Origin of the sequence: Sporolactobacillus inulinus, from assembly GCF_006539285.1 — a bacterium.
Lineage (GTDB): Bacteria > Bacillota > Bacilli > Bacillales > Sporolactobacillaceae > Sporolactobacillus > Sporolactobacillus inulinus.
Genome location: NZ_BJMS01000028.1, coordinates 20,085 through 38,085 on the forward strand (window position 1 = coordinate 20,085; position 18,001 = coordinate 38,085).

Here is an 18,001-nt window from a genome sequence, read left to right on the forward strand (position 1 = left end):
ATTTATTTTCAAATGAAAGCGTTTGATGTACAATGGATTTATAGTATAGGGAGGGATAAAACATGACGGAGAGTCAATGTATCGTACGTATTCAGTCCGCCTATCCACATCTGAGTGAAAAGGAACGAAGAATTGCCGACTATATATTAAATCATCCAAAAGAAACGATTCACAGCAGCATTAACCAAGTATCGGCACGAATTAAGGTTGCGGATGCAGCCGTTTTTCGCTTTTGCCGACGTCTCGACTTTAAGGGCTTTCAGGAAATGAAAATCGTGCTTGCCTCGGACATTGCCCGCAGTCAACGTTTCGATGAAACAATTAAGAGTGAGTCGAATGATGAAATGATGAAACTCGCCGAGCAAGTCTTTCAAGACAACATCCGTACCTTGGAAAATACGTATCAGATTTTGAACCGTACGGATTTTAAAAAGGCCGTTCGCATCTTGACCCATTCAAATCGTGTTGCCTTGTTTGGCAGCAGCGGTTCCGCACTTATTGCTCAAGAAGCGCATCGTAAATTTGTTCGTGCCGGTGTGATGACGTCTGCGCCAAATGACGGAGAATTTCAGATGTTGTCTGCCGCACAACTATCCAATCTAGATGCTGCCGTATTCATCTCCTATTCAGCAATGGATAAGCATTTGGTTCAAGTAGCAAAAATGGTGAAACAAAAGAAATGTCCGGCGATCGGCATTACCGGATTCATGAAATCCGCACTGGGCGAATTAATGGATGTTTCGCTTCATACAGTTGCTGTACCGACTGACTTTCGCTCAGAGTCTTATGTTGCCCGCGCAGCACAAATGACGCTCATCGACGCGCTGTTTGTGAGTGTGATGAATCAGCGAAAAGAAGCACAGTTGAGCGACGACGCGCACAGCAGCATGCTTTTACAGGGATGAGTTTGGGAAATAATGAAAACGATTTCGTCAGTGCGAGCCTAAGATTAGATAAACAATATACAATCCAATTAAGATCAACGCAAAGAAGAAGATAAACGACCATCCAATGCGTACTTTCATAAAAAAACCTCCTTATTGCCTTTAGTTTGGACAATAAGGAGGTTTCTATTTAGTAAAGATGCTTGGCTGATTATTTTTCTGCTGGAATTGTAATACGTACACCGTCATTTACGGGCCTTAGTACCGTGCATTCATAATCAGCGAATGCATCGCGCAGCAGGTTGCATAATGTACTGCTCATACTGCGTTCGGTGAGCGACATTACTGTAGGCCCTGCGCCGCTTAAAAAGGTTCCATAGGCGCCGTTTGCATGAGCAAGACGTACGATTTTATCCATACATGGGATTAAATTTGCGCGATAAGGTTGATGAAATTTATCGCTCTCCATCATCTGTCCTGCTTTTTTCCCATCTCCGCTGAGCAGTGCAGCAACCAGAACATTGCCGACACTGCTCGCTTCAACGGCCTGCTTGAAGGACAGAGATCGAGGGAGGGCTTTGCGCGCATCGCTCGTTTTTAGCTCGAAATTTGGAATGACCGTGACAAAATCGTAATCCGGTGCGGGTAAACACATACTGGTTACCTTCGTTTGAGACTGAGATGAAATCACAAGCCCACCATACAACGAAGCAGAAACGTTATCGGGATGACCTTCCGCACGACAAGCAATCCATAATTTCTCATCAATAGAAAGTTTGAGATCAAGCAAAAAGTCGGCAAGCTCAATACCTGCGATAATTGCCGAACCGCTGCTGCCCAGCCCGCGAGAGAGCGGAATTTCATTTCGTACGTTCACAGAATAGGCAGGAAGTGTTCTCCCATACTCGTCGGCAATTTTCTTTGCGGTAACGTAAATTAAGTTACTTTCCAGAGCAGGGCGGAACTTGGGCTGATCGAGATAGTGAAACGACCAATTCTCCGATTTATCCGCTTCCAGAAGCAGATAGCGGTTTACAGCCATACCGATTGAATCGAACCCGGGACCAAGATTCGCCGTACTCCCGGGTACTTTAATCTGAAAGGTTGAAGGCTTGCTCATTGTGACACCTGCTGTAGATGGTCGACAACAGCAGAAGGGTCAGCGCCGATAATTGTTGGTTCGATGGTCAACGTATCCATAGCAGTTGCCGGATCTTTTAATCCGTTACCTGTCAAGATACAGACAATTTTCGAACCTTTTTTAATTTTGCCAGCTTCAACATGCTTGATCAGACCGGCAATGGATGCGCAGGATGCGGGTTCTGCAAAAACGCCCTCAGTCCGTGCGATTAATTTATACGCAGCAATGATCTCATCGTCAGTGACCGAATCAATTTCTCCTCCGGATTCCTGCTCGGCTGCTACGGCTAATTTCCAGCTTGCCGGGTTACCGATTCGAATTGCAGTCGCAACCGTTTCCGGATGCTCGATCACTTTATTTTTCACGATTGCGGCCGATCCTTCAGCTTCAAATCCGTGAATTTCCGGAGCTTCGATCTGCTTCGCATCGCGCAATTCTTTAAATCCTTTCCAGTAGGCGGAAATATTTCCTGCGTTACCGACCGGGATGCAAAGAACATCCGGTGCTTCGCCCAATTGGTCAACTATTTCATACGCACCGGTTTTCTGTCCTTCAAGACGGAACGGGTTGATTGAATTGACGATCGCTAATTCGGAATGCTTTCCGGTGTAGCGGACAATATCAAGGGCTTGGTCAAAGTTTCCGTTCACTTCGAATATTTTCGCACCGTACATCACGGATTGTGCTAATTTTCCGAGTGCAATTTTCCCTTTTGGTATGACAATAATGCAGTTCATACCTGCGCGCGCGCTGTAAGCGGCCGCGGATGCCGAAGTATTTCCGGTGGATGCGCAGATGACCCCGGTGCTTCCGTTTTCTTTCGCTTTTGCGACAGCAAGAAACATGCCGCGATCCTTGAAACTGCCTGTCGGGTTAAGTCCCTCAAATTTTCCGTAAATCTCGCATCCTAATTTCTTTGATAGTTTCTCGAGCGGTATGAGCGGTGTGTTTCCTTCGAGCAGCGTCAAACGAGGCGTTTTGTCTGTAACCGGCAAAACGTCCTTATATTTTTCCATTAATCCTTTCCAAGCCATGATTCTTAGCCCCTTTCAACACGGAAGTATTTGGCATTTACGACGACATCTAATTTTTTAAGCATCGCAAAGGAATTCTCGAAAAGCACTTTATTGGTGATGTGGGTGATGATCGCAACCTCAGCAACGTCGCTGCTCGGAATCGGCTCTTGATAGAGCTTGCCCAAGCTGATGCTCTGTTCACGAAAAAGATCGGTAAGTTTGGAAAATGAACCAGGTTCATCCTTCATATGCATGCGAATAAAGAATTGGCTTTCAACAAGACTGTCCTTGCGTGAGTGAAGCTCTTTCTTCGGAATAAAAATATGATTGCCGGTCACATTTAAAGCAATGTTGCGCGCAACTGAAATCAGATCAGAAACGACGGAAACAGCGGTCGGGCCTTCACCGGCACCGGCACCGTAGTACATCGTCTGCCCAAGCGCTTCACTGTGGACATAAATCGCGTTGTTTTCATTTTCAACGGATGCAAGCGGATGAAGGTCCGGCAAGAGGGTCGGCTCGACGCGAATATCGATCGCACCATTGCTGACTTCGGATACACCGACAAGTTTAATCGTGTAGCCCAGTTTTTTGGCAAATTGAATGTCCTCGCGTGTGACATCTGTAATTCCCTTAATGCTTACATCGGCCAGCTGGACCGGAATGGAATAGGCAAGGTGGCTGAGAATGACCATTTTTCGGGCGGCATCTAAACCTTCCACATCCGAAGTCGGATCAGATTCTGCGAAACCGAGCCGCTGCGCTGATGAGAGAGCTTTCTCATAGGACAATCCTTCCGAACTCATTTTGCTTAAAATGTAGTTTGTTGTTCCGTTGACGATACCAATCATTTTATTTATACGGTCGGAAGCCAGACTGTCAGTCAATGTGCGGAGGATCGGGATGCCGCCCGCAACGCTTGCCTCGTAGTACAGGTCGCAGTGGTTCGTGCGTGCTTCGAGCAGCAGTTCTTCGCCGTAGGATGCCATCAGATCCTTGTTTGCAGTGATGACGTTTTTCTTATTTTTCAACGCACGAAGAATATAGCGGTATGCTTGGTCGATCCCGCCAATCAATTCAATAATTACATTAATCTTAGGATTGTCAAGAATTTCATAGACATCTGTAGTGAGTTTACGGTTATCAATGAGTACTTTCCTCGCCCTGTTCTTATTGCGGACAAGTATTTTCTCTAATTGGATCTGGCAGCCTGTACGTTCTTCAAGCCGCTCTTTATCTTTGGTGAGCAGCCTGACCACGCCTGTACCGACGGTTCCGAATCCAAGCAAGCCTACGGACACCTTCTTCAATTCTTATCACTCCTCAAATCATCACATCGTCTCACCAACTATGTGACGGCATCGCAACCCATGAACAATTCATGAAACTGTCCGCACTTTTTTATTTTTCAGTTAATAAGAGACGACATTATGTAATTTGCATTATAACCCGAAGCAAGCCTGACAACAAGACAGGATTCGCTGTCAAATGTGACTGAACGGTTAGGAAATAAGCAAATTTTTGTTCTCTTGAGAAAAAAGAGAGGGGGAGGGGAAGTAAGTTGATGATGGGTAAGGGGAGTGTTTGCGATGGAGGAAAATGATTTTAACAACATTTTGGCGAGAAGTCTCCCGCTTCAAGCTTTGCGAGAAGCTAAGCGGTAAGATGAATCGCTTTCTTTAGTGTCTCACTGCGGAGAAGAATGGCTCGTTTCTGTTGGCTGATGAGAAGTTTGCTGATCTCGGGTCATGACCTGACGAACCATCCTCTCAAGCTGGTTCTGCAATTCTGGTTGACTGGAAAGTTTCGTTGCATCCAGCCTTTGAACGCTTGGCGTAGCCTTTGAAGCGAGTCGTTTCATTTTCGACTCGAGCGCTTGGTAAGCAGGGCTGTCGCCTTGATCAACTGCCGTTTCAGATTCACTTATGGTTCCGGCTCGATCCATCCTCATGATCCAATAGAGCACAACTGCGGTGCTATGCGCGCAGAAGTGTGCCGCAGAGGCGCAGCTGCAGGTAACGGAAGCCGCATTAGGATTGGGCAGCTCTGCTGCTTCGCCTGCAGCGTTACTCCATTTGATTTCAACTTGATAAAAGCTGTTGTGCAGATCTTCTACGCTTGCATGCAGACCATTCTGCGAGGCGTGATAATCCCAAACCCGGTGCCGATCATAAAGCATGATCCCCCGTTCGAATATATTTTGCGGAAGTGTTGCCGCAAAGTCGGAAAGCCAGTGCGCGAGTCTGGCATTGCGAAATGTAATGCGTCGAACCATATTAGACCACTCCTTCATGCAGCTGGATTAAATCGAAAAGTTCCTGATCGCTCATCTCGGTCAGCCACCCCTCGCCGCCGCTCAAAACTTGTTTCTGTAAGCCTTTTTTTCGTTCAATCAGCAAATCAATCCGTTCTTCCAGCGTACCCTCGCAAATCAATTTATAGACATAAACATTATGCTTCTGGCCAATTCGGTAGGCGCGATCGGTCGCCTGTTCTTCCACAGCAGGATTCCACCAACGATCGTAATGAATCACATAGCCGGCCTCCGTTAGGTTAAGTCCGACTCCGCCTGCTTTCAATGAAAGAATGAAGAGCGTTTTTCGCTTCTCTTTATTTTGAAAATCAGTGATTAACTGCTGACGCTGATGGGCACTTAAAGAGCCGTGGAGAAAATAGACAGCGGCATCCGGGTATTTTTGCTGCACCTTATCCACAAGAATCCTACCCATTTTGACGTACTGAGTAAAGAGCAAGACTTTCTCATTCTGATCAAAGAGCGGATCGAGAATATCAAACAACAGCTCCATTTTTCCAGACGTTCCACCGGCTGCAGGGTCCAGGTCGCTGACCAGTTCCGGATGATCGCACACCTGTTTCAGTCGTGTTAACGTAGACAGAATTAGGCCCTTTCTTTTTATACCGCCTGTATCACCGACATTTTGTTTCAGTCTGTCAACAACGGACTGATAGAGCGATGCCTGATTTTTGGTTAGATTGCAGACGCGTTTTGCTTCAATTTTTTCGGGAAGATCACGAATGATCCGTTTATCCGATTTTTCCCGGCGGAGGAGAAACGGCTGAATCATGCGTGTCAGTTGAGTCGCTTTGGAACGATTGTTTTTCTTCTCGATCGGCTGAATAAAACGTGCTCGGAATCGATCAAGCGAGCCTAAGTAGCCTGGATTTAAGAATTCCATGATTGACCATAATTCTTCCAAGCGATTTTCAATCGGTGTGCCGGTCAGAACAAGCCGATGAACGGTTTTGACATGGCGCAGTGCCCGCGTTTTTTGCGCATGCGGATTTTTGATCGCCTGGGCTTCATCAAGGATGCAGCAATTCCATTCATAGGCAAGCTGTTCGGCTTCTTTTGTATAGATCGCATAGCTGGTGATCATCACATCACAGGTCTGCAAACGCTGATCGAGCGCGCGCCCATGCAGTCGATTTGTCCCATGATGAATATAGACATCGAGACTGGGGGAAAAGGTGGCACACTCATGACTCCAGTTTGCAACGAGCGATGTCGGACAGATAATTAACGATGGCCCGCGTTTGGCCGTTTGATCAGGGGCCGGTTGTGCCGGGTTCTGTTTGCAATAGTCCAAATAAGCGATGGCTTGCACGGTCTTGCCAAGGCCCATATCGTCTGCCAGACAACCGCCGACATTCTGGTGGCGCAAATGAACAAGCCAGGTATAGCCTTTTTGCTGATAGGGACGCAGTTTGCCGACAAAACTGTTGGGCAGGGCGATCGCTCGAGATGGGCGCTTAAATAAATGGCTCAAATAATTATCCAATTCGCTATTGAGATGGACTTTAATGCTTGGTTTGCGTTTGCGTCGTCGTGCTGCCTCGATCTTCATTGCTGTGGAAACATTTGCTCTCTGATTCAATAAATCGAGCGCATCTTCCATTTCCGCATAGGCTTTGATCATTTGCTTCACCGGTAAATGGATCCACTGGTTTCCGTGATGAATAAACGGCTGGTTAGCACGGACAAGGGTTGCGAATTCCTCACTGCTGAATTCGAGATCTCCAACGGCAATTCTCCAGTTGTAACTGATGAGCGCATTCAAACCGAACAAGGAGCTTTCTCCAGGACTTTTTTTCTGTTCAATGTCAAGATCCACGGATACGTCCGATGCATCGTGAATTTCAAGATCATTTGGAAAAACGACGTGTATTGAAACGCGCTTCAAGAGTTCTTCATTCTGATAAAGCTCAGAGATTTCCCCAACGGTCATGGTGCCTGTATAAGCGCGTTTCAGTAGAGAAATCAGTGATGCCGGCAGTTTTGCTTGAATGGACGTTAACTGTTTTGCAAGCCAGCTGCTCTCGTTCAACGACGACAGAGGATCATTTTCAGGAATACGGACGGTACGCCGGCCGCTTTGCCATCCCGTAAGGCTGATTGAATAGTTCCATTGCGCTCCTGGAGAAAAAAGATCGTGGGGATCGATCGGATGCAGTGCGATCTCTGCGTTCTCCGGTGCAAAGTAAGCGTCCATCTGTTTACGTTTTAGCGCGAGTAGTGCCTGAATCCACGCATGCGCGGATGGAGTTGCCACGGGCTGAACCCATCCTGCCAATTCAAATTCAAGACGATCCAGCGTTTCAATCATCTCAGGGTCGCGGGTGATCTTCCATGCCTTTTCATTGGACGGCAGCAAATCGTCGCGCGCAGATGCTTTGTCTGCGTTCTGATCCTGTGCTGATATAAGCCGGTCGGTCTGACTATTTTCTGTAGCCACCTCTCGAATCAAGGCATTGACCCAGTAGATGACAATTAAATAAAGCCACTGCTGTACTTTTTGATCTTGTAATTCATCAATAGAGACGGCAAGACGAGGCAATCGGCCCAACCAATCGCTGAATAAGCCGCTTTCGTGCAACGGTTCTGCATCCGGAATCCATGTGCTGAAATAGCATTGTTCATCTTTTCCGCGCCGCAAATGATAGAAAAAGGGATAAAATAGCCCGTTTTCTAATAAACTATCAACAGCCTCGGAAATTTGCCGAAACCATTGAACGGTCAGTCCAGGGTAGAACGAATTCGTTTGTTCCGGTTGAAGGACACCGCTACGGATCAATCGAAAAGCGTGAGCCATCGGCATGATGATTCCGTCAACCTCATGATCTTGTTTTCCATCAATAAATGTTGCCGTGTAGGGATAGGTTGGATAATCGGAAGTCTCGGAAAGCCAAGAAGGCAAAGTGCTTGATTCAGGAAAAGGCAGTGCGGTGCCATCGCGGTCTGTCACCCAGAAAAAAAAATTCCATGTATTCTCAATATGGGGGAGAAACGTCATCTGAAAAAAACGATCCATGTACAAAGATCTCCTTAAGCATGATCCTAAATTTCGCGCTGATAATAAAGTACAGATCGACGCGCTGCTGCAGTGTGTCGCCGTTCGATCGTATCCTATTAGTGTATCATATGGACGGGTGAGATACACGCATTTGAAAAGATTCCGCGCGGCTTTCAAAACGTGCAATTTAGCGAATTTCTTGTTATGATAGTTCTTGTTACAGTTCAGTATAGGAGTATAAAAGTACTTATGCAGTATGGCACATTGAAGCTCAATTCTATACAACTTTTTCTTAGAAAATGACAGCGTTAACATCAGTAGAAACACGATTATGAGAAATAAAAACAACCCATTTTGGCTGTTTTCGATGGTTGGCGACAAAGGTGGGATAGGTACAGATGAGTAAGCAGGAATGGTATTTTATTGACTCAGGGATCCATTCACCGGCCTATAATATGGCCTTAGATGAGTATTTGCTCGAATGCGGCGAAAAAGGAAGAACAAAACCTGTGCTCCGCTTCTACGGCTGGGATCCCCCCGGTTTGTCCATTGGCTATTTTCAAAAAACGACGGGAAGAATCGACTTTGACGGTGCGACGGCGCATGGCATTGCCTGTGTCCGCCGACTGACAGGAGGACTGGCGGTTCTGCATGATGACGAATTAACCTACAGCGTGGTGATCCCTGAAGATTATCCGGACATGCCGCATTCCGTCGTCGGTGCCTACCGGGTTTTGTCAAGGGGATTGCTTGAGGGATTCAGAGCATTAGGGCTGGATGCTGATCTGGCGATTCCTGAGGACAAACGGGTCGGCGCGCACTCGCCGGTTTGTTTTGAAGAAGCTTCCTGGTATGAATTAATTGTTGCGGGACGAAAAGCTGCCGGGAGTGCACAAACAAGGCAGCGAGGAATGATTCTTCAACACGGATCGATCCCGATCCGTGTCAACACGGATCAACTGTTTGATTGCTTCTCCTATGCCAATCCGCGTCTGAAAGAGCGAGCGAAGCGGGCGTTTACAGGCAAAGCGGCTGCACTTGAAGAACTGCTTGGGCGTAAAGTGGCACTGGAGGAAGTGAAAACGGCTTTTTATCATGGTTTTGAAAAAGGTTTGAACATAAACCTTCGCCAACTCGTATTAACGGATGAAGAAGAGCAGATGGTTCGCGAGCGTGCAAAGAATAAATACGAAACGGACGCTTGGAACCGATCCAGATGAGACGCGCAATCCGCAGATTCATCGAAGAAAAGAGGGGGAAGATACATGAACAAACACGGAACCTATGTCAGAAAACCGGAATGGCTGAAAATTCGCCTGAATACGAATCAAGATTATCGAGGAATCAAACAATTGATGCGAACGGAACGACTGCACACGGTTTGTGAAGAAGCAAAATGTCCGAACATTCATGAGTGCTGGGCAACGCGCCGTACCGCGACGTTTATGATTCTTGGCGATGTTTGTACGCGTGGATGTCGATTTTGCGCGGTGAAAACAGGAAGACCAACGGAACTGGACCTGCGTGAACCGGAACGAGTCGCTGATTCGGTTGTTAAAATGCGATTGCGACATGTTGTTGTTACTGCGGTTGCTCGTGACGACTTGAAGGATGGCGGGGCGTATGTCTTTGCTGAAACGATTCGTGCCATTCGCAGAAAAGCGCCTTACTGTACCATTGAGGTTCTTCCTTCGGATATGAAAGGCGACGATGAAAGCATTCTGACCCTGATGAATGCGAAACCGGATATCTTTGATCATAATATTGAAACCGTTCGGAGACTGACCAAACGTGTTCGGGCGATTGCAACGTATGATCGCTCGCTTGCTGTATTGAAGCGTGTGAAGGAACTGAGTCCGAATACGCCCGTGAAATCAAGCATCATGGTCGGCTTGGGCGAAACGAAAGAAGAAATTGTTGAAACAATGGATGATCTTCTTGCCAATCATGTGGATATTATGGTCATTGGCCAGTATTTGCAGCCGACGCGAAAACATTTGGATGTGGTGCGCTATTACGCACCGGAAGAGTTCGCGGAACTTAAGGAAATCGCATTGGCAAAAGGATTCAAACATTGTGAAGCAGGTCCGCTCGCACGATCATCGTATCACGCCGATGAACAGGTCGGCGAGGATTCACGGCGCCGACATGATTTGCTGATTCAACAAGAAGAGAACGAGAACGGAACGGAATAAGAAGCAAGGGCGTCTTGAAGACTGTAGTTGACTTTGAGACGCCCTTGCTGTATCCATTTTGTGGGAAAATATTATCGGGCAATGCAAACGTACGGTTACTGTCCGAATCGGTGCAGCCGATCATAGAATGCGTCGATAAACTGCGAAAAAATCTGTTCCGACGGTGCTAGCTCGCGTTCACGTGGACGAATGACCCCTACGGAGCGTGAGATTTTCGGCGTGCTGAGCGGGACAGCCACGATCGTTTCCGGTAGATTGTAAGCGGCAGCGTTTTCGGGCATTAAAGCAATACCGAAATCAGATGAAACAAGACTTTTAATCGTGTCCATATCTTCGCCTTCGAAAACAATATTCGGAGCAAATCCTGCTTGCCGGCAGGCATCGCGAAATAGTTCTTGCAGCGACAGCTTGCTTCTGAAGGTAATAAACCGCTCATTTTTTAACTGACTTAACGCAATCGGTCCCTTTCCGGCTTTTTTATGCCGTTTCGGCATGAGAAGCACCATTCGTTCCGTGTAAAGGATGCTGCTCCGTATCCGTTCATGATGTTTGGGGACAGGTGAAGCAAAGGCCAGATCGATGCTGCCTTGGCTGATTAATTTGATTAAATAGGGAACGGTCCCTTGGTGTAACTGAAAATCAATGCCTGGATGGATGCTATGAAATTTTTGCAGGACAATAGGCAGCGTATGCACGGACAAGCTGGTTGAAATACCGAGACGGATCAGTCCTGTTTCAGGATTGAGGTATTCCTTGATCTTCTGTTCGGCCTTCTCAAATTCGCTGATTCCTCGTTCCGCATGCTCAAGAAAGATCTTGCCCGCTTTTGTGAGCTGGATGTTCCTTCCTTTTCGCGAAAAAAGCGGAACACCGAGTTCATCTTCAAGCAATGCAATCTGTCTGCTGATGGCCGATTGGGCCACATGAAGCGCCTCGGATGCCTGCGTAATATGTTCTCGATTTGCAGCTTCCATAAAGTAGTAAATCTGTCTTAATTCCATCATTCAACCTTCATTCATCTAAAAATGAGATTAATTTATTCTAAATTATATATTGTAAAGATCGATAATGAAAGAGTAAAATTGAATCACGAAACTTTTGACCTATAAAGAGATAGAATAATTGAATTCAGAAAACTCACACAGATGTGATGGGTGATTGCGAACAGAAGGAAGGATGAGGTTTATGATGAGCAAAGCTCTGACGAGAGAGAAACCGGAAGGACTTTATCGTCCGCAATTTGAACATGATGCTTGCGGGATTGGCATGTATGCGGATATTAAAGGGCGAGCATCCAACGAAATCGTTAAAACAGCACTGGAAATGCTGGCTCGGCTTGACCATCGTGCAGGTAAAGCTGCAGATGGAAAAACAGGTGACGGAGCCGGGATACTGGTACAAGTCCCTGACCGATTCTTTCAAGAGGTATGCGGCTTTGATCTTCCTCCTGCAGGACACTACGGCGTCGGCATGTTTTTCATGCCTCAAGACCGCTCAAGCCGTATGGTTGCGATTGGAAAAATTAAAGCGTGCATTGCTGCGCGAAATTTGAGGCTTTATGGGGAACGCGACGTTCCGGTTGACGAAAACGAAATCAGTGCGTTGGCGCGCAGTAAGGCCCCGTACATGTATCAAATGTTCATTGGTACAGCCAATCAAGATGCAGGTGCGGCACTGGATTCAAAATTATATTTATTGAGAAAAGCAATTGAAGCAAAATTAACGGATGAAATTTATGTTGCCAGCCTCTCCAGCCAAACCTTGGTTTACAAGGGGATGTTGCGTGCCAAAGAGGTTTCGGCTTTTTATACGGATTTGCAGGATGAACGTTTCGTTTCGGCACTTGCTTTAGTGCATTCCCGTTACAGCACGAATACATTTCCAAGCTGGGAGCGTGCTCACCCGAACCGAATGATTGTCCACAACGGAGAAATTAATACAATTCGCGGCAATATGAGTTGGTTTAATGCGAAGGCGAAACGATTGGACGGCGGAAAACTGCCGCAGATCATTGATCCTGAAGGAAGCGACTCTGCAATTTTTGATAATGTGCTTGAATTTTTAACGTACCATGGTTTTTCGTTGCCGCATGCCGTCATGATGATGGTTCCGGAACCTTGGGAAGGTGACAGTGAACTACCCGAATATCTTCGCGATTTCTATGAATTTACCAGCAGAACAATGGAACCGTGGGATGGGCCGATGGCACTTGGTTTCTGCAATGGCAAACAAATCGGAGCCATTCTGGATCGCAACGGTCTGCGTCCCGCACGTTACTATATCACTAATGACGACAAGGTCGTATTCTCATCGGAGGTCGGTGTTACCGATCTAAAACCGGAAAACATCAAACAGCGCTGTCATTTGAAGCCAGGTCAGCTTCTGCTCATTGATACGGAGAAACAACGCATTGTTCCCAGTGATGAGTTGAAGAAGGAAGTCTGCGCTTCAGCTGATTACAGGTACATTCTGGAAAAATCAGTTGTGAAACTAAATCGAGACAATGGGAAGGCGCCGCTGCTTTCAGACGATGCACGACTCTTCAAGCAAAAAGTATTTGGTTATACCTATGAGGATGTGACCAAGGGGATTCAACCCATGGTTGAGCAGGGTAAAGAGCCTACCGGAGCGATGGGAAACGACACCCCGCTGGCGGTATTGTCAAATAAATCTCAGCTATTATTCGATTATTTTAAACAATGGTTTTCACAGGTGACAAACCCGCCGATTGATGCGATTCGCGAGGCGCGCGTGATGTCGAAAATTACATGGCTTGGGCCACAGATTAGTCTGCTTGATCCGCTCAAGCATGTGACCTCGCAAATTCGACTCGAACACCCGATCCTTGATCGAAGAACATTTCAAGATCTGTTTCACCAGACGTTAAAAGCAAAAACGGTTGATTTGACCTATCCGGAAAATAATGGTGCGTTTGGTCTTCTCAAAGCCGTTGATCAGCTGATTCTTCATGTCGATGAAGTGATTCATGAAGGCGCTGATTTGATCGTTCTCTCGGATCGAAGTGTTGATGAAAAACATCTTGCGATCCCGTCGCTGCTTGCAGTCAGCGCACTCCATCATCATCTGATTGAACAGGGGACGCGGTCACATATCAGTTTAATTGTTGATTCAGGTGAACCGAGAGACAGTCATCATGTTGCTGCACTGCTCGGTTACGGCGCCGATGCGATTCATCCATATCTGGCGCTTGAATCGGTACACGCTTTGATTAAGGAGCAACATCTTGACTTGGATGAGGAGAAAGCAGAACAGAACTATATTAAAGCATTGGTTGCCGGTATCGTAAAAATTATGTCTAAAGTCGGTATTTCGTCGATTCAAAGCTACCGCGGCGCCCAAACCTTTGAAGCGCTTGGGTTATCAACTCGTTTGATCGAACGGTACTTTGCCGGAACGGTTTCTCAAATTGGCGGGATCGGTTTAGAAGAACTTGAGCAGGAAATGCGTATGCGTCATGAGACGGCTGTTAAGGAACTTGATCATGGGGAGATGAAGCCGCTTGATCCGGGAAGTACGCTTCAATGGCGCCAAGGAGGAGAGCAACATAAGATTGATCCGCTGATTGTGCATACCTTGCAGCAAGCGGCGCGTACAAATGATTATAAATTGTATAAAGATTACGCAAAAATGGTCGATCAAGCACCATTTTCAACGATCCGCAGTCTGCTCACTTTTGAACGCGATCGCAAACCGATTCCGCTTGATGAAGTCGAACCGGTAGAAAAAATACTCAAGCGGTTTAAAACGGGAGCTATGTCCTATGGGTCGATCAGCAAAGAAGCTCATGAATCAATGGCGATTGCCATGAATCGAATCGGAGGCAAGAGCAACAGTGGTGAAGGCGGCGAGGATGCAGAACGGTTCACCCGCGATGAGAATGGCAATTGGCGCCGGAGTGCCATTAAACAAGTTGCTTCCGCACGATTCGGTGTAACCAGCTACTATTTATCAGAAGCGGATGAACTGCAAATTAAAATGGCGCAAGGCGCAAAACCGGGCGAAGGCGGGCAGCTTCCTGCCGGGAAGGTTTATCCGTGGATCGCCCGCACCCGTCATGCGACGACCGGTGTGGCCTTGATCTCACCGCCGCCGCATCATGATATTTATTCAATTGAAGATTTAGCACAGCTGATCTATGATCTGAAATCAAGTAATCCAAAAGCTAGAATTAGCGTCAAACTCGTGGCAAAAGGCGGGGTTGGTACAATTGCCGCGGGTGTTGCTAAAGGCAAGGCCGATGTGATCTTAATTAGCGGTCATGACGGTGGAACAGGCGCAGCATCGAAAACAAGTATTAAGCATGCAGGTCTGCCTTGGGAAATCGGATTGGCAGAAGCGCATCAAACCTTGATGAAAAACGGGCTTCGCGATCGCGTCCACGTTGAAGCGGATGGGAAATTGATGAGCGGCCGCGATGTTTTGATTGCAGCTTGCCTTGGTGCTGAAGAATTTGGCTTTGCAACCGCACCTCTTGTTGTGCTCGGCTGTGTCATGATGCGTGCTTGTCACTTGGATTCGTGTCCGGTCGGCATTGCGACGCAGAACCCGGAACTGCGCAAGAATTTTATGGGCAGTCCGGAGCATATTGTTCATTTTATGACTTTTATCGCCCGCGATATTCGCGAACAGTTGGCGGATCTTGGTTATCGTTCACTGGATGAGGTCATCGGTCAGGCGCATCTTCTAAGGATCAGAAAAGAAGTGCATAATCACTGGAAAGCACGTACTTTGGATCTGTCCGATCTGCTCTATCAAGCGGAAAGCGATGTATCGAAACGATTCTTCGCACGCGCTCAGGAACATCATGTTGACCGGCGCTTCGATGAACGCAATCTGGTAGCCACCTGCTTGCCGACGATTGAAAATAAGAAACCGATTCAATTGGTTTACAAATTGAGAAATTCAGATCGAACTGTTGGCTCAACGCTTGGCTACTTCATCTCGCGCTCTACCGGTGGCAAGGGTCTTCCTGAAGACACGATCACCCTTTCGTTTACTGGGAGTGCGGGACAGAGTTTCGCTGCCTTTCTCCCAAAAGGGGTAACAATGAATTTAACCGGTGATGCGAATGATTATGTGGGAAAAGGATTATCCGGCGGTAAAGTAATCATCAAATCAGAAGAAATCATCGGCGTTGATACAGACTCCCAAGCAATGATGGGAAATGTGGCGCTTTTTGGAGCGACCGGCGGTGAAGCCTATGTACGCGGTACTGCAGGAGGACGCTTCTGCGTGCGCAACAGTGGTGCAAAAGCTGTTGTTGAAGGAGTCGGTGAAAATGGATGCGAGTATATGACCGGCGGTAAAGTAGTCGTGCTCGGTTCCATTGGGCGTAATTTTGCCGCTGGCATGTCGGGCGGTATTGCTTATATTCTTCCTGATGGTGCACCAGATCAAACCATTCACCGGATTAACAAGGACATGGTGAATATTGAGCCGCTTACCGACCAAAAGGAACAAGCAGAGGTTTATGAATTGATTAAGAATCACCTCGATCACACCGGAAGTCCAAAGGCAGAACAAGCGCTCATAAATTGGAAAACGTCCATTCAAAGGATCATCAAAATAATTCCGCGCGATTATGAAGCGATGCTTGAACAAATCGAGCGATATGAAGCACAAGGCTTAGATGCTGAACAGGCTCAGGAAGAGGCGTTTTATTTGAAGAAAGAAGGAAAATTAAGCGTCCGTACTTCCACATATCTCACGGTTTAACGATACGAGCGAATTGATGCTACGGATAAATTTTGAAAGGATGGGGTGGACACCATGGGACAATTAATGGGTTTCATGAACATAGAGAAAAAAAATCAAAGCGAACGCAAACCGGTTGAGCGTGTTCGTGACTGGAACGAATATAAGATTCCATTAACGGAAAAAGAAGTAAAAAAGCAAGCGGCGCGATGTATGGATTGCGGGACACCGTATTGCCAAATCGGCACGGTGATTAATCGAGGAACGACCGGATGCCCACTCCACAACCTGATTCCGGAATGGAATGATCTGGTTTATCATGGCTTGTGGAAGGAAGCTTATGAACGTTTGGCTAAGACAAATAACTTTCCTGAATTTACTTCAAGAGCCTGTCCTGCGCCATGTGAAGGTTCCTGTACCGCAGGGCTTGTCAGCGATTCGGTGTCTATTAAATCAATTGAGCGGGCAATTATTGACCGCGCCTTTGAAGAAGGATGGATCACACCAAAGCCGCCGAAACGGCGTACCGGAAAGAAGGTCGCTGTGATCGGTTCCGGACCGGCCGGTCTTGCTTGCGCCGATCAGCTGAACAAGATTGGGCATGAAGTGACCGTTTTCGAACGTTCCGATCGTCCCGGCGGCTTGTTGATGTACGGCATTCCGAGCATGAAGATCGAGAAGGATGTTGTTGATCGTCGTGTGCAGCTGTTGAAAGACGAAGGGATTCATTTTGAAACGAATGCAGATGTTGGCAAGACAATCAGTGTGGCTTCGTTAAAAGAAGCATATAGCGCAGTGATTCTTTGCACGGGCGCCGGCAAGCATCGTGAAGTTTCGCTTGAAGGCAGAGCTTTGAAAGGTATTTCGCCAGCCATGGATTATTTGACAGCGAGCAACCGCAATCAGCTCTATGGGGAACCACTGGCCGATGATTTTGATGCCAAAGGTAAAAATGTGATCGTGATTGGCGGCGGAGATACCGGTGAAGACTGCGTGGCAACCGCGATTCGTCAAGGCTGCAAAAGTGTCGTTCAGTTTGGCAAACACGGTAAACTGCCTGCAAAACGTGCTGAAAATAATCCTTGGCCGGAACACCCGAATGTTTTTTCTGTGGACTATGCTTACAAAGACGCTGAAGAAGTGTTTGGCAATGATCCGCGTGAATACTATGTGGAGACGAAAAAATTTGTGGGCGACGATAACGGTCATGTGAAAGAACTGCTTACAGGCTCCTTTAAAAAGGAGGCGAACGGTGCAGCTGCTCATAAAACATGGAACGCGGATCTTGTACTCATTGCGATTGGCTTCCAAGGTGCGGAGGATCAAGTCTTTGACGCATTTGATGTAAAACGTGATTCATCCGGCCGTGTGATTGAGGCGGACACGATTCGTTATCAGACAAGCAAAGACGGTATTTTTGCTGCAGGTGATGCGCGCAGAGGTGCCAGCCTGATCGTCTGGGCAATCGAAGAAGGACGCCGCGCAGCAGCGGCTGTTGATCTGTATCTGGACAAGAAATTGTCCGTACTAAACTAAATAAAATGTGAGTTCGAGCGTATGATACTAAGGAGCGGCAATCTTGATTTGCCGCTCCTTTTTTTGCGTTCAAAACGATAAGCAGCATAAAAATGGAGCTGCTGCTAATTAAAAAGGAACTTCCGCTATTGTAAAAGGAACCCCTGCTAATTAAAAAGGAACTTTCGCTAAGCAAATGAACTTTCGCTAAGTACGCATACGT

Annotated in this window: 11 protein-coding genes; 5 read left to right on the top strand and 6 right to left on the bottom strand. The window is 46.9% G+C overall.

What is annotated here, in order from left to right:
- Positions 1 to 62 precede the first annotated feature (62 nt).
- Positions 63 to 905 carry a MurR/RpiR family transcriptional regulator gene (locus SIN01_RS05735; protein ID WP_010026859.1) on the top strand — a complete coding sequence of 281 codons (843 nt, stop codon included), beginning with the start codon at positions 63 to 65 and terminating at the stop codon, positions 903 to 905.
- A gap of 190 nt (positions 906 to 1,095) precedes the next feature.
- On the opposite strand, the gene thrB is transcribed toward SIN01_RS05735, so the two are convergent.
- The 5 genes from thrB to SIN01_RS05760 form a co-directional block, all read right to left on the bottom strand.
- Positions 1,096 to 2,004, bottom strand: coding sequence for a homoserine kinase (gene thrB / locus SIN01_RS05740; RefSeq protein ID WP_010026860.1), 909 nt, complete (start codon positions 2,002 to 2,004; stop codon positions 1,096 to 1,098).
- Complete coding sequence (gene thrC, locus SIN01_RS05745) at positions 2,001 to 3,059, bottom strand: threonine synthase (RefSeq protein WP_010026861.1); 1,059 nt, start codon at positions 3,057 to 3,059, stop codon at positions 2,001 to 2,003. Before thrC ends, thrB begins: the two co-directional genes overlap by 4 nt.
- Before the next feature lie 5 nt (positions 3,060 to 3,064).
- Positions 3,065 to 4,351: a homoserine dehydrogenase gene (locus SIN01_RS05750; RefSeq protein ID WP_010026862.1), complete on the bottom strand. Its 1,287-nt coding sequence runs from the start codon at positions 4,349 to 4,351 to the stop codon at positions 3,065 to 3,067.
- A 377-nt stretch (positions 4,352 to 4,728) separates the two neighbouring features.
- Positions 4,729 to 5,316: a hypothetical protein gene (locus SIN01_RS05755; protein WP_010026278.1), complete on the bottom strand. Its 588-nt coding sequence runs from the start codon at positions 5,314 to 5,316 to the stop codon at positions 4,729 to 4,731.
- Position 5,317: 1 nt separating this feature from the next.
- Entirely contained in the window at positions 5,318 to 8,371 is a 3,054-nt protein-coding gene (locus SIN01_RS05760; protein WP_010026279.1) for a DEAD/DEAH box helicase, read from the bottom strand.
- Between the two features lie 380 nt (positions 8,372 to 8,751).
- On the opposite strand from SIN01_RS05760, the gene lipM reads away from it, so the two are divergent.
- Both lipM and lipA read left to right on the top strand, forming a co-directional pair.
- Entirely contained in the window at positions 8,752 to 9,573 is an 822-nt protein-coding gene (gene lipM, locus SIN01_RS05765) for an octanoyltransferase LipM (RefSeq protein ID WP_010026280.1), read from the top strand.
- A 45-nt stretch (positions 9,574 to 9,618) separates the two neighbouring features.
- Complete coding sequence (lipA, locus tag SIN01_RS05770; protein WP_010026281.1) at positions 9,619 to 10,548, top strand: lipoyl synthase; 930 nt, start codon at positions 9,619 to 9,621, stop codon at positions 10,546 to 10,548.
- 95 nt (positions 10,549 to 10,643) lie between these two features.
- Here the strand turns inward: lipA and gltC are convergent, their stop codons facing one another.
- Positions 10,644 to 11,552, bottom strand: coding sequence for a glutamate biosynthesis transcriptional regulator GltC (gene gltC / locus SIN01_RS05775; RefSeq protein ID WP_052766853.1), 909 nt, complete (start codon positions 11,550 to 11,552; stop codon positions 10,644 to 10,646).
- A 181-nt stretch (positions 11,553 to 11,733) separates the two neighbouring features.
- Here gltC and gltB point away from each other — a divergent pair, with 181 nt between their 5' ends.
- Positions 11,734 to 16,284, top strand: a complete 4,551-nt coding sequence (gltB, locus tag SIN01_RS05780; RefSeq protein ID WP_047035482.1) for a glutamate synthase large subunit — start codon at positions 11,734 to 11,736, stop codon at positions 16,282 to 16,284.
- A 54-nt stretch (positions 16,285 to 16,338) separates the two neighbouring features.
- Positions 16,339 to 17,799: a glutamate synthase subunit beta gene (locus SIN01_RS05785; protein WP_010024904.1), complete on the top strand. Its 1,461-nt coding sequence runs from the start codon at positions 16,339 to 16,341 to the stop codon at positions 17,797 to 17,799.
- Positions 17,800 to 18,001 lie beyond the last annotated feature (202 nt).